The sequence below is a fragment of the Micromonospora sp. DSM 43699 genome (genome assembly GCF_055517075.1).
This window is the reverse complement of record NZ_JBTMMT010000004.1, coordinates 139,219-152,676: the sequence shown is the minus strand read 5'-3', so window position 1 is coordinate 152,676 and position 13,458 is coordinate 139,219. Positions and strand designations below refer to the sequence as shown.

General features: G+C 74.4%; 9 protein-coding genes. 6 read left to right on the top strand and 3 right to left on the bottom strand.

The features are described 5' to 3' along the window. Positions 1 to 51 precede the first annotated feature (51 nt). Entirely contained in the window at positions 52 to 4,047 is a 3,996-nt protein-coding gene (eccCa, locus tag AC0AIB_RS04165) for a type VII secretion protein EccCa (protein ID WP_465096040.1), read from the bottom strand. Positions 4,048 to 4,150: 103 nt separating this feature from the next. On the opposite strand from eccCa, the gene eccD reads away from it, so the two are divergent. Further along, a complete protein-coding gene (gene eccD / locus AC0AIB_RS04160) occupies positions 4,151 to 5,551 on the top strand; it encodes a type VII secretion integral membrane protein EccD (protein ID WP_465096039.1) in 1,401 nt (466 codons plus the stop codon). A gap of 117 nt (positions 5,552 to 5,668) precedes the next feature. Here the strand turns inward: eccD and AC0AIB_RS04155 are convergent, their stop codons facing one another. Next, positions 5,669 to 6,175 (bottom strand): inorganic diphosphatase, encoded by a 507-nt coding sequence (locus AC0AIB_RS04155; RefSeq protein WP_067306541.1) that lies wholly within the window; start codon positions 6,173 to 6,175, stop codon positions 5,669 to 5,671. A 722-nt stretch (positions 6,176 to 6,897) separates the two neighbouring features. Here AC0AIB_RS04155 and dacB point away from each other — a divergent pair. The 3 genes from dacB to tilS all read left to right on the top strand — a co-directional run bounded on the left by dacB (position 6,898) and on the right by tilS (position 10,864). After that, positions 6,898 to 8,358, top strand: a complete 1,461-nt coding sequence (dacB, locus tag AC0AIB_RS04150; protein ID WP_328342263.1) for a D-alanyl-D-alanine carboxypeptidase/D-alanyl-D-alanine endopeptidase — start codon at positions 6,898 to 6,900, stop codon at positions 8,356 to 8,358. Positions 8,359 to 8,565: 207 nt separating this feature from the next. Continuing rightward, on the top strand, positions 8,566 to 9,633 hold the full coding sequence (locus AC0AIB_RS04145; protein WP_328342266.1) for a zinc-dependent metalloprotease: 1,068 nt from the start codon (positions 8,566 to 8,568) through the stop codon (positions 9,631 to 9,633). 4 nt (positions 9,634 to 9,637) lie between these two features. Beyond that, a complete protein-coding gene (gene tilS, locus AC0AIB_RS04140) occupies positions 9,638 to 10,864 on the top strand; it encodes a tRNA lysidine(34) synthetase TilS (protein ID WP_465096038.1) in 1,227 nt (408 codons plus the stop codon). 166 nt (positions 10,865 to 11,030) lie between these two features. Here the strand turns inward: tilS and AC0AIB_RS04135 are convergent, their stop codons facing one another. Further along, entirely contained in the window at positions 11,031 to 11,993 is a 963-nt protein-coding gene (locus AC0AIB_RS04135) for a GlxA family transcriptional regulator (RefSeq protein ID WP_328342270.1), read from the bottom strand. A 138-nt stretch (positions 11,994 to 12,131) separates the two neighbouring features. Here AC0AIB_RS04135 and AC0AIB_RS04130 point away from each other — a divergent pair, with 138 nt between their 5' ends. Together AC0AIB_RS04130 and hpt are read left to right on the top strand one after the other, a co-directional pair. Next, entirely contained in the window at positions 12,132 to 12,281 is a 150-nt protein-coding gene (locus AC0AIB_RS04130) for a hypothetical protein (RefSeq protein ID WP_328349122.1), read from the top strand. A 100-nt stretch (positions 12,282 to 12,381) separates the two neighbouring features. Beyond that, positions 12,382 to 12,957 (top strand): hypoxanthine phosphoribosyltransferase, encoded by a 576-nt coding sequence (hpt, locus tag AC0AIB_RS04125; protein ID WP_091247681.1) that lies wholly within the window; start codon positions 12,382 to 12,384, stop codon positions 12,955 to 12,957. Positions 12,958 to 13,458 lie beyond the last annotated feature (501 nt).

Genomic DNA, 13,458 nt, shown 5'->3' with positions numbered 1-13,458 from the left:
CGGAGATTACCGGTTCTCCCTGCCGACACGGCACGTTCCGACACACCCGGATCACGGTGGCGGCAGATGCGCCAGCTGCACGAGGCGTACGCCCTCGCGTCGGGTGACCAGCCGACCACGCCCCGCCGGCAAGGGCCCCGGCCGGACCGTACCCACCAACTGCCCCTCGTCCGGGCTGCCGCTCATCACCAGCCCGGCGGTGGACAGCTCGCGCAACCGTTGCACGATCGGCTCGTACTGGGACCGGCCGGCGCCACCGCAGCGGCGGGCCAGCACCAGGTGCAGGCCGACGTCGCGGGCCTGGGGCAGGTGCTCCTCCAGCCCGCGCAGCGGGTTCGCCGGACCACTCGCCACCAGGTCGTAGTCGTCGACCAGGATGAACAACTCCGGACCTGACCACCACGAGCGGTCCCGCAACTGCGCCGGCGTGACCTCCGCTCCGGGCAGCCGACCCTGCATGTAGCCGGCGACCGACTCGATCAGCTCCGTGGTGTGCGCCGCCGCCGTGCCGTAGCCGATCAGGTGGTCGGTCTCGACGGTGCCGAGCAGGCTACGCCGGTAGTCGACCAGGATCACCCGGGCCTGCTCCGGGGTGAACCGTTCGATGATCGAGGTGGCCAGCGCCCGGAGGAACGACGACTTGCCGCACTCGGCGTCGCCGAAGACCACGAAGTGCGGCTCGGTGGCGAAGTCGAGCAGCACCGGACGCAGGTCCGCCTCGGCGATCCCGACCGGGAACGCCAGGCCGGTGCCGGCGGTGCGGTCGAGTTCGGCGTACGGCAAAACCGGCGGAAGCAACCGGACCCGGGGCGCGGCCGGCCCCGACCAGGCACCCGCGACCGCCTTGACCAGGTCCGCCGTCTCCCCACCGGTGAGCTGCGGCAGGGCGGTGAGGAAGTGCAGGCTCTGCGCGGTGATGCCCCGACCGGCCTGCTCCGGCACCCCGGCCGCCGCGGTCCGCTTCACCACCGAGTCGGACGGGTCACCCAGGCGCAGCTCCAACCGGGAACCGAACAGGTCCCGGATGCCGGGCCGGAAGTCCAGCCAGCGCACCGCGCTCGCCACCACGTGCACCCCGTAGGACAGGCCCCGGGTGGCCAGGTCGGTGATCAGGGGTTCCAGGTCGTCGTACTCGCCGCGCAGGGTGGCCCAGCCGTCGACCACGAGGAACACGTCACCGAACGGGTCGACGGTGGGCTGACCTGCGGCGGCGAGCGCCCGACGCCGTTTGCGCCACGCCGCCATCGACTCCACCCCCAGCTCGGTGAAGCGGCGTTCCCGCTCGGTGAGCAGGGCGGCGATCTCCCCGACCGTACGCCGGACCACCGTCGGGTCGGCCCGGCCGGCGACCCCGCCGACGTGTGGCAGCTCCCGCAGCGCGGTCAACCCGCCGCCGCCGAAGTCGAGACAGTAGACCTGTGCCTCGGTCGGGGTGTGGGTGAGCGCCAACGCGCAGACCAGGGTCCGCAACGCGTGCGACTTGCCGCTCTGCGGTGCGCCGACCACCGCCACGTGCCCGGCCGCCCCGCCCAGTGCCAGCCACAGCAGGTCACGCCGCTGCTCGTACGGTTTGTCGACGATCGCCACCGGCACCTGGAGACCGCCGTGCAGCTCCGGGTTGGCGAAGCTGAGCCCACGCTGCGGGTCGACACCGGGTGGACCGAGCAGCTCGTCCAGGGTGGGTGCCAGGTCCAGCGGTGGCAGCCACACCTGGTGGGCCGGTGGCCCCTGCCCGGCCAGCCGGCCGACAAGCGAGTCGAGCAGGCTCTCGGTCTCCTCCTCGACGACCGGCGGGGCCACCGGGGCGGTCGGCTCCGGCTCCGGCACGACATGGGTGGAGAAGGCGAGTAACCGGGCCGTGCCGCCCGCCCCGCCGCCGGTCGTCCCGCCCCGGCGACGGACCGGGCCGGAGACGTACGCGGCCCGGAACCGGACCAGCGGGTCGGTGCCGGCGCGCAGGTAACCGTGCCCGGGGGAGCGGGGCAGTTCGTGGGCGTCCGGCACCCCGAGCACCGTCCGGGACTCCAGCGCCGAGAAGGTGCGCAACCCGATCCGGTACGACAGGTGGGTGTCCAACCCGCGCAGCCGCCCCTCCTCCAACCGCTGGCTGGCCAGCAACAGGTGGACGCCGAGCGACCTGCCCAACCGGCCGATCTGCACGAACAGGTCGATGAAGTCGGGCTTGGCCGACAGCAGCTCGGAGAACTCGTCGCAGACCAGCAGCAGCGACGGCAGCGGGGCGAGCGGTGCACCGGCGGCCCTGGCCCGTTCGTAGTCGCGCCGGCCGGCGAAGTTGCCGGCCCGGCGCAGCAGCTCCTGGCGGCGCATCAGCTCGCCGTTGATGGCGTCCACCATCCGGTCGACAAGCGGTAGCGCGTCGACCAGGTTGGTGATCACGGCGGCGGTGTGCGGAAGCCGGTCGAAGGAGGCGAAGGTGGCCCCGCCCTTGAAGTCGACAAGCACGAAGTTGAGCTGCTCCGAACCGTGCGTGGCGGCCAGCGCCAGCACCAGGGTGCGCAGCAGCTCCGACTTGCCCGAACCGGTCGCGCCGATCAGCAGCCCGTGCGGGCCCATCCCGTCCTGCGCCGACTCCTTGAGGTCCAGTTCGACCGCGCCGCCGTCCACGCCGACGCCGATCGGCACCCGCAGCCGGTCCCGGGGTGAGCGGGGCAGCCAGCCCTGGTCGGCGGTGAACCCCTCCGGGTCGCCCAGCCCCAGCAGCTCGGGGAGGCCGAGTTCGGCCCCGGGGGCGGCCTCGGCACCCCGGGTGACGGCGGCGAGCCGCAGCGGGGCGAGTCGTCGGGCGACCGCCTCGGCGTCGGTGACGTCCAGCCCGTCGGCGGTGCCCACCTCGGCGTGCCCCTCGGCCGACCAGGAGTGCAGCCGTCCGGCGCGTACCTCCAGCAGCAGGGCGAACCGGTCCAGCAGGCGCGGCGGCGGGGTGTCCAGGTCGAGCACGGTGACCGCGTCGATGCCGCCGTCACCGGTCAGCTCGGTGGCGTCGGTCAGGTCGCCGCCGTCGAGGAGCACCACCACGTGCGGCCCGTCGGTGGCCGGCCCGGCCGGGCTGAACCGGGAGCGGCTGGCCAGCACCTCGTCGAGGAGCCGCTCCAGTTCGACGGCGGAGCTGGTGACCAACCGGACCGGGCCGAGCGCGTCGACCCGGGTCGGGTGGTGGGCGTGCGGCAGCCACTTCACCCACTCCCAGTGCCGACGCCGTTCCGGGCCGGCACAGACGGCGACGAGCAACTCGTCGGGGGCGTGGAAGACGGCGAGCTGGGTGATCATCGCGCGGGCCAGCGCCTGCGCGTCGGGTGACCCGGTGCCGGGGCCGCCGCCGCCCGCCGTACCGCCGCCCGGCCAGCCGGGGCCGTCGCCGCCCGGCTGGCCGCCCCGGACGAAGACCCGGGCGAAGCTGCGCAGCGACAGCGCCACCGGCAGGTCCGGCACCACCGAGTACGCGTCGAGGAAGCGCCGCAGCGCCCCGGCGGTCATCGGCTCCAACTCCTCAAGCGGCCGGGTGACCGGCGGAACCAGCGGGGTGGCCAGTGTCTGCGGTCCGACGGCGACCCGGACCACGCCGAAGTCCGGGTCACCTGGTCGCCGCTCCCAGACCCGGTGGCTGTCCACCGTCGACCAGAGCCGACCCGGGTCGGGATGCCGGTAGTACAGCCCGGCCCGCTGCTGCCCGGCGGTCTGCCGGACCCGTCGCCGCAGGGCGGTCAGGTGCCGCAGGTACTCCCGACGGGCGGCCATCATCTCCGACTTCTTCGGGGTGCCGGAGGCGCTGCCCCAGGAGGTCATCAGCATCGCCACCGAGGAGAGCCCGAACATCCCGCCCACCACGTACGAGTAGGCGCCACCGCCGCGACCGAACATCATCGCCATCGCCACCGTGCCACCCAGCATCGGCAACACCATCAGCGCCTGCTGCCAGCGCCCACCGGTGACCGGAGGGATCTCCGGCGGGCCCTCCACGGGCAGCTCCCCGGCCGGTATCTCAGGCGCGGGCCGGCGCGGTGGCCGCTTGATGACGACAGTGGACAAAAGGCACCTCCCTGTGGCGCTCGGTAACCCGAACCTGGCTCATCGTAGGTAAAGTGCGCGTCGTCCGTCAGCCACCGCTCCCGATCGAGATGGAGTCCAGTCGATGACCACCGGGCTGGCCAGGGTCACCATCAGCGCCCCCGGGCGACGCGTCGACGTGGCCCTGCCGGAACAGGTTCCGCTTGCCGAACTGCTGCCCGAGGTGCTGCGGCACGCCGGTGAAGGGCTGGCCGACGACGGCGAGCGGCACGGCGGCTGGGTGCTGCGGCGTACCGACGGCGCGGTGCTGGTGACCGGGCAGGCGTTACTGCCGCAGGGGGTGCGCGACGGCGAGGTGCTGCACCTGGTGCCCGCCCACGACCAGTGGCCCGAGCTGGAGTACGACGACGTGGTCGAGGCCATCGCCGACGGCGCCCGTCGCCGGGGAGCCGCCTGGTCGGCGTCGACCACCCGGGCCGCCGCGCTGGCCGGCGCCGGGGCGCCGCTCGCCGTGGGGCTGCTCGCCGTGCTGGCCGCCGGGCCGGGGGAGTCCGCCGGTTGGCCCGCCGCGGGCACGGTGGCGCTGCTGCTCGTCCTCGCTGCCACGGTCGCCTCCCGGGCGTACGGGGACGGGCCGACGGGAGCGACCCTCGGCGGCTACGCCCTGCCGTACGCCGCGGCGGCGGGCGCCCTCGCGATCAGCTCCGGCGACCCGGTGGGAGCGTTCCGGCCGCTGCCCTGGCTCGGTGCGCCCGAACTGCTCGCCGGTGCGGTGGCGCTGCTCCTGGTCGCTGTGCTGGGCCTGCTCGGCGTCGCCACCCGGCTACGGGTCTTCGTGGCCGGCGCGACGACCGGTGCGGTGGGCGCGCTCGCCGGCCTGGGCGGGCTGCTGCTCTCCCCGGCCGACGCCGCAGCCGTCCTGCTCTGCGTGCTGGTCTTCGCCCTCGGGGCGCTGCCGCTGCTGGCGATCCGGCTGGGCAAGATGCCGCTGCCCCCGATCACCCTGCCGGACGGCCCGACGGGTGGCCCGGACGGGGTGCGGGACCTACCGGACCGGGGTCGGGTGTACGCGGCGGTGGCCCGCAGCGAGGAGATGCTGACCGGGATGCTGCTCGGGCACGCCGCGCTGGTCGTCGCCGCGGTGCTGGTGCTGGCGGCCACCGGTGGGGTCGCCGGGCGGGTGCTGGTGGCGGTCGGCGCGGCGGTGCTGCTGCTGCGTTCCCGGTTGTTCGTGGCCGTCCGGCACCGGGTGCCCCCGGTGACTGCCGGGCTGGCCGGGTTCGCGGTGCTCGGCGCGGTGCTCGCCGGCCGGTCCGGGCCCCTCGGGCTGCTGGCGTTGAGCGCGGGCGGACTGCTCGTCGCGCTGCTCGCCGTCGCCGCCGGTACGACGTACGCCCGGCGGCCGGTCTCGCCGTACCTCGGTCGGGTGGCCGACCTGACCGACACCGCGCTGGTGGTGTCGGTGGTGCCGGTGGCCTGCGCGGTGCTGGACCTCTACGACGCCGCCCGGGGCCTGCTGGGCTGACCTCGGCTGCCCGGACCCCCGCTCGGGCTGGCCCCGCCGACCTGGCTCGCACCAGGCCGGGTGGGCGACGGCGGAGGCCCGGACCGACGGGTCCGGGCCTCCGACGGAGCTGGTGGGTCAGTGTCCGGTGCCGCCCTGCGCCTCGGCGTCGCGGGCCCGCTGGTACGACGCCCGGACCTCGGCTTCGGCCTCGACCCGGCCGACCCAGGTCGCGCCCTCGACCGACTTGCCCGGTTCGAGGTCCTTGTAGACCTCGAAGAAGTGCTGGATCTCCAGCCGGTCGAACTCGCCCAGGTGGTGGATGTCGCGCAGGTGCTCCTGGCGGGGGTCCTCGTAGGGCACGCAGAGGACCTTGTCGTCGCCGCCCTTCTCGTCGGTCATCCGGAACATGCCGATGGTGCGGCAGCGGATCAGGCAACCCGGGAAGGTCGGCTCGGGGACCAGCACCAACGCGTCCAGCGGGTCACCGTCCTCGCCGAGGGTGCCCTCGATGAAGCCGTAGTCGGCCGGGTACTGGGTCGACGTGAACAGGGTGCGGTCCAGCCGGATCCGGCCGGTCGCGTGGTCCACCTCGTACTTGTTGCGGTGACCCTTCGGGATCTCAACCGTTACGTCGAAATCCATCTCCCACGCTCCCTCGTCTGCCCACGCTGGCTGAACGGAACCACTGACGCCCCCGGTGCGGATGAATGGCCACCCGTCGGCTCCGGACGCCGCATAGTCTTCGGACCGAAGTAGTGTCACCCAGGCGGGTTCGGCGGCGGGAGGAGGGGGTCGTGGGGAGGGAAGATTCACACTACCGCCCGGAGGGGGTTGACGGCCGGGGATCGGGTCGACCCGTGACCGGTGCGGCCACCGGCCGGGTGTCGGTGCCCGACGCGAACGTCCCCCGACGCCCCGAGTCGGCCCCCGAACCGCCGCCGGCTCCCGCAGCGCCGCCGGCCGCCGGTCGGGCCGCCGAGCATCCGCCACCACCGGCCTGGCGTCCGCCGTCGTCGGCCACCGCCGGTCGCGCGGTCGTCGGGTCCGCACCGGTGTCGCCCCCGTTCCCGCCATCCGGCTCCGCCCCGGCCGCCCCGTCCTCCGGTTCGGCGTCGGTCCCGTCCTCCGGCTCCGGTTCGGCGTCGGTTCCGTCCTCCGGCTCCGGGTCGGTCCCGCCGCACCGCGGCGCGGCGTCGGTCTCGTCGGTATCCCCCAGTGGCGTTGCGGCGTCGCCTTCCACCCATCCGGTGTCACCCGCCCACCCCGGGTCACCCGGGTCGCCCGCTCACCCGGGGTCGGTGTCGCGTCCCGCGCATCCCGGGTCTGCGACGGTCCCGGCGCCGCCGGGCGGTGGCGGCCCGCCGGTGCCCGGCGCGTCGCCGCGGCGTCGTCGACGGTGGCTGCCGGCGCTGCTGGTCGTCGTGCTGCTGGTCGGCCTCGCCGGAGCGGCGGTGGTGCTCCGTCCGGGCCCGGTCGCCGGCTGGCTGGGCGCGGACCCCACCCCGTCGGCCTCCGCGCCGGCCCCCGAGCCCGACCCGTCCGCGGTGCTCGCCGGCCCCGACGCCGCCGCGCCGGAGCCGACCCCCGCCGGGGTACGCGCCGCAGTCGAGCCGCTTACCGCTGCCGCCGCCCTGGGTAGCCGGGTCAACGTTTCGGTGGCCGACGTGGTCACCGGCGAATCGCTGTACGCCAAGGGCGGCGACGACGGCACCGTGCCCGCCTCGGTCACCAAACTCGCGACCGGGGTGACCGTGCTGAAGGCGCGTGGCCCCGGTCACCGGATCGCGACCCGGGCGCTCGCCGGGACGAACCCGGGCGAGGTGGTGCTGGTAGGCGGTGGCGACCCGACCCTGGCGGTCGACAAGAGCGGCTTCTACCCCGGCGCGGCCCGGCTCGACGCCCTCGCCACCCAGGTCAGGCAGGCCCTCGGTGGCACCGCCCCGACCCGGGTGGTGGTCGACTCCACGCTCTTCCCCGGCCCGGTCCACGGCCCCGGCTGGGACGCGGACATCCCGACCGGCGGATTCGGCGCCTCGATCACCGCGCTGATGACCGACGGTGCCCGGCGGGATCCGGTGCGGGCGCGGAAGAACTTCGACGACAGCCACGGTGCGGCCGAGCGGTACGCCGAGCCCGACCTGGCCGCCGGTCGCTCCTTCGCCCGACTGCTCGGCCTGCCGGAGAACGGGGTGGTCCGGGGCACCGCCCCGGCGGCCGGTGGTGCGACGGCGACCGGTGCGCCCGAGCCCGGCACCGAGCTGGGCAAGGTCGAGTCGTTGCCGATGATCCGGCTGGTCGACATCATGATCAGCGACAGCGACAACGTGATCGCCGAGGCGCTGGCCCGACAGGTCGCGCTGGCCCGCAACCAACAGGCCTCCTTCGCCGGCGGCGCGACGGCGATGGACGAGGTGATCGGCGAGCTGGGGCTGCCGGCCGACGAGATCAGCCTCGCCGACGGCAGCGGGCTGTCCCGTAGTAACCGGATCAGTCCGTCGCTGCTCACCGACCTGATCGCGGTGGCCGGCAACGGCGCGCACCCGGAGCTGACGGCGATCTTCGGCGGCCTCCCGGTGGCCGCCTGGTCGGGCACCCTCGACACCCGGTACTCCTCGACGGCCACCGCCGCCGGTGCCGGCGTGGTCCGGGCCAAGACCGGCACCCTGACCGGGGTGCACGCCATCGCCGGCCTGGTCACCACCCGCGACGGCCGGTTGCTCACCTTCGCCGTGCTCACCGACCAGGCCCCGGCCGGCGACCCGGAGGTCACCCGGGCGGCACTGGACCGGATCGCCGGTGCGCTGGCCGGCTGCGGCTGCCGCTGACCGGCCCGGTCTGCCGCTGCCGGTCCGCGCTGCCGCTGCCGCTGCCGGTCCGCGCTGCCGCTGCCGCTGCCGCTGCCGGTCCGCTCTGCCACCTGTCCGCCTGCCGCTGCTGTCGTCGTCCCGGCTGCTGTCGGGCGGGCCGTGCTCGTCGGGCCTGCCGTCGAGCGGAACCGGCCGGGGTGTCGCGGCGCGGGTACGGTGGGTGGCATGGCGCAGTTCGTGGACTGGGATCTGGCCGCCGCCACCGCTGGGGCGCTGAGCAAGTCGGGCCCCCGCGTGTCGTACGCGGAGGCCACCGAGGTGGTCGGCGACCTGCGCCGGCTCACCGACGAGGCGGCCGGGCACGTCGCCGACTACACGGGGCTGCGCCCCCAGGTGGCTCATCCGCCGGTCCGGGTGGTGGACCGGCGGGACTGGGCGGCCACCAACATCGCCGGCCTGCGTGAGGTGATCACCCCGCTGGTCAGCAGGCTCTCCGGTGACAAGCCGCCCGGCGTACTCACCGAGGCGGTCGGCTCCCGGCTCACCGGGGTGCAGGCCGGCACCGTGCTGGCGTACCTCTCCGGCCGGGTGCTCGGCCAGTACGAGGTCTTCTCGGCCGATCCGGGGCAACTGCTGCTGGTCGCGCCGAACATCGTCGAGGTGGAGCGGAAGCTGGGGGCGGATCCGCGCGACTTCCGGCTCTGGGTCTGTCTGCACGAGGTCACCCACCGCACCCAGTTCACCGCCGTGCCGTGGATGCGGGCGTACTTCCTCGGCGAGGTGCAGGCATTCGTGGACGCCTCGCAGGGCACCGAGCACCTGGTCGAGCGGTTGCGCCGGGGGGTGTCCACCCTCTCCGACGCGGTGAAGGATCCGGACAGCCGCACCAGCGTGCTGGACATCGTCCAGACCCCGGCGCAGCGTGCCGTGCTGGACCGGCTCACCGCGCTGATGACCCTGCTGGAGGGGCACGCCGAGTTCGTGATGGACGGCGTCGGCCCGCAGGTCATCCCCAGTGTGGAGCGGATCCGGGCGGGGTTCGACCGGCGCCGAGAGGCGGGCAACCCGCTGGAGAAGGCGATCCGCCGGCTGCTCGGCGTGGACGTCAAGATGCGCCAGTACGCCGAGGGTCGCAAGTTCGTGCACGGGGTGGTCGAGCAGGTCGGCATGGCCGGCTTCAACAAGATCTTCGGTTCGCCGCTGACCCTGCCCCGGCTGGACGAGCTGGGTGATCCGGCCGCCTGGGTGGCCCGGGTGCACGGGCCGGCCGGCGCCACCCCGACCGCCGGCTGAGCCGATGGCCGGTCGGCCCAGCCCCGTCGACCCGGTCGTGGTCGGGCGGCGCGCCTCCCGGGCCCCGCGGGGGGTGGCTCTCGCCCCATCGGTGGCCGCCATCCGGGTCGCGGTACGCCGTGCGCTGGCCGACCTGTCCGCCGACGGGCCGGTGCTGGTGGCCTGCTCGGGTGGGGCTGACTCGCTGGCCCTCGCCGTCGCCACCGCCTTCGTGGCGTCCCGGCTCGGCCGGCCGGCCGGGCTGGTGACGGTCGACCACGGGTTGCAGGCCGGGTCGGCCGAGCGGGCCGCCGCCGTGGCCGGGTGGGCCGGGCGGGTCGGGTTCGATCCGGTCGAGGCGGTGCCGGTGACGGTGGCCGGGCGTCCGGGTGGTCCCGAGGCGGCGGCCCGGCAGGCCCGCTACCAGGCGCTGGCGGACGTCGCCCGACGGCACGGGGCTGCGGCCGTCCTGCTCGGGCACACCCGCGACGACCAGGCCGAGACGGTGCTGCTGGCGCTCGCCCGGGGTGCCGGCCCGCGCGGGCTGGCCGGGATGCCCGCTCGACGGGACCTGGCCGGGGTGCCGCTGCTGCGCCCGCTGCTCGACGTGACCCGGGAGCAGACCCGCAGCGCGTGCGCGGCGCTGGGCCTGACCCCGTGGGAGGACCCGCACAACACCGACCCGTCGTACGCCCGGGCCCGGGTCCGCGCCGACGTGCTGCCGGCACTGGTCGCCGCGCTCGGTGCGGGGGTGCTGGACAACCTGGCCCGGACGGCCCGGCTGCTCGCCGCCGACACCGCTGCGCTGGACGCCCTGGCCGCCGCCGCCCTCGCCACCCCACCGACCCGGCCCGACGTGCCCCCGTGCGACGAGCACCGGCCCGCAGGAGCCCGGTCCGAGGGGCGGCGGTCCGAGGGGCTTCCGCCGGCGGGGTCGCGCACCGACGAGCCCCCGCCGGACGGGTTCCCGGGCGACGGAGGCTGGTCCGAGGGGTCGTCGTTCGACAGGCCCGGGGTGCGGGACGGCGGGGGGTTGTCCGTCGTGGCGCTGGCCGGGCTGCCCGGCGCGGTACGCAGTCGGGTGCTGCACGCCTGGGCGCGGGAGCTGGGGGCCCCGCCCGGTGCCCTCTCCCACCGCCACGTCGACGCGTTGGACGCACTGGTCACCGCCTGGCGTGGGCAGGGCGCGACGGCGCTGCCGGGCGGGGTGCGGGTCGGCCGCCGGGGCGGTCGGCTGCTGCCCGTCGACTGAGCGCGCCTCCGTGGTCTTCTCCTTGTCGACCACGACCCGCCGGGTCGGGAAGCCGGGGCGGGTCGGATCGGGTATTCATGATCGGATTGCCGTTTCGCGCATCCGTGCCGGCGTGTCGTGTCAGTCTCCGCAATCGATCATGGTGTATCGGGGCACGACGGCGGGTTCAGCCGACGGGAACGCGGTCCCGGAAGGTGGTGCGGTAGCCCTGCGGGGTGGTGCCGACCCGGCGGGCGAAGTGGTGGCGCAGGGCGGCGGCGTCGGGGAAACCGGAGCGGTCGGCGACGCTCTCCACGCTGAGCCGGGTCTCCTCCAGCAGCCGGCGGGCCAGCAGCACCCGTTGGTTGGTCAGCCAGTCGTGCGGGGTGGTGCCGGTCTCGGCCCGGAACCGGCGGGCGAAGGTACGCGGGGACATGCCGGCGCGGGCGGCCAACTCGTCCACAGTGGTCGGCTGGTCCAGGTGGCCCACCAGCCAGCTCAGCACCGGTTCCAGGGTGGGCGCATCGGGGGTGGCCGGGATCGGCGCCTCGACGTACTGGGACTGGCCGCCGTCGCGGTGCGGGGGGACCACCATCCGCCGGGCCAGCCGGGTGGCGGTGACCGAGCCGTGTTCCTGGCGGACCAGGTGCAGGCAGGCGTCGATGCCGGCGGCGGTACCGGCACTGGTCAGCACCGGTCCGTCGGCAACGTAGAGGCTGTTGCACCGGACCCGGGCCGACGGGTGCCGGCGTTGCAGCTCGTCGGCGTACTTCCAGTGGGTGGTGCACTCCCGGCCGTCGAGTAGGCCGGCCGCGCCGAGCACGAAGGCTGCGGAGCAGACGCTGAACACGTACGCCCCCCGGTCGGCAGCCCGGCGAAGTGCGGCCAGCACCACCTCCGGCACCTCGCCACCCTGGGTGTAGGCGGGGACGGCGACCAGGTCGGCGTCGTCGACCGGGGCGAGATCGGCGTGCGGGGTGAGGCCGAAGCCGGAGGCGGTGCGGACCGGACCCCCGTCGGCGGTGCAGACGGTGAACCGGTAGCCGGGGAATCCGTCCTCGGTGCGGTCGGTCCCGAACACCTCGGTGAGCACGCCGAGTTCGAAGACGGCCACCCGGTCCAACGCGATGACGGCCACCGATCGAATCATGTGACGAGGGTAACCGCAGCGGTGGCAGAAAATCGAGGGGGAGTGGCATCTCTGCCACTGTTCCGGCCCGTCCGGACGGCGGAAACTGAAGTCAGTCCGGTGCGCACCGGCGGCGAAAACCACTCAGATGATCAGAAAGTGAGCGCCGCCATGGAGTTCCTGTTGCTTCTGCTCTTCCTCGTCGTGCTGGCTGTCGCCTCGGCGTTCGGCCTGACCACCGACACCCGCGACTCCGCCGACTGGAAGCCCACCGAGGAGGGCCGCCGCTGGCGGTCCCGCGCCTGCTGAGGTGATTGCTCCCGTTGTGCCGGAAAAACCCACGGTGGGACCGCGTCGAAAGGTGCGGCCCCGCCGACGCGGGTCGTCCGGCGTACGGCAGGCTATGAGCATGGCTGACGGCTCCTGGTACGACGCCGACATCGATCACGTGATCATCTCCGAGGCGCAGATCCGCGAGAAGACCGCGGAGCTGGCCAAGCAGGTCTCCGCGGACTACGCCGGGGTCACCGACGGGCTGCTGCTCGTCTGCGTACTCAAGGGGGCGGTCATGTTCATGGCCGACTTCGCCCGCGCGCTGGGCCGGCAGGGCCCGCCCGTCGAGCTGGACTTCATGGCCATCTCCTCGTACGGCCAGGGCACCACCTCCTCCGGCGTGGTGCGCATCCTCAAGGACCTGGACCGGGACATCGCCGGCCGGCACGTGGTGGTGGTCGAGGACATCGTCGACTCCGGCCTGACCCTGTCGTGGCTGCTGCGGTACCTGGAGTCCCGGTCGGCGGCCAGCGTCGAGGTGGTGGCCCTGTTCCGCAAGCCGGAAGCGGTGAAGGTCCCGGTCCCGGTGAAGTACGTCGGCTTCGACATCCCGACCGAATTCGTGGTCGGCTACGGCCTCGACTTCGGCGAGCGCTACCGCGAGCTGCCGTACGTCGGCGTACTCAAGCCCGAGGTCTACGCCCGCGCCTGATTCCCGCCGACGTTTCGTATCGGTAGTCCCGACGTTTCGTATCGGTAGTCATCGAGCAGACGTTCAGCGGGCTCCCAGTCAACCCGACTACGGTAGGTGTCGGTGGCGTGGGGCATCTCCGCGTCCGGCACCCCGACCGCGTGACCGGGCGGGCGTGGGGCCGGTGCGTAGCTCTCCGCAACGCCGGCTGAAACCCCGGTTCGCCGTCCGCGTGGCAACGGGCAAGCTCGCTCCTCGCGTGCAGGTGGTCACGAATGTGCCCGACTGCGGGGCTCGCAAGCTCGCTCCTCGCGTGCAGGTGGTCACGAATGTGCCCGACTGCGGGGCTCGCAAGCTCGCTCCTCGCGTGCACGGTGTACCGTCGAATGACCGCGGTGCGGCAGTTTGCGCGCCTCGGGGTCGAGGCCGGCCCGCACGGCGGCTCGACGCCGCCATCGGCGGCGACACCATTCAGACGGTCAGGACGTCGATCAGGAGGATGCGGGCGCCTCGGCGCTCGAC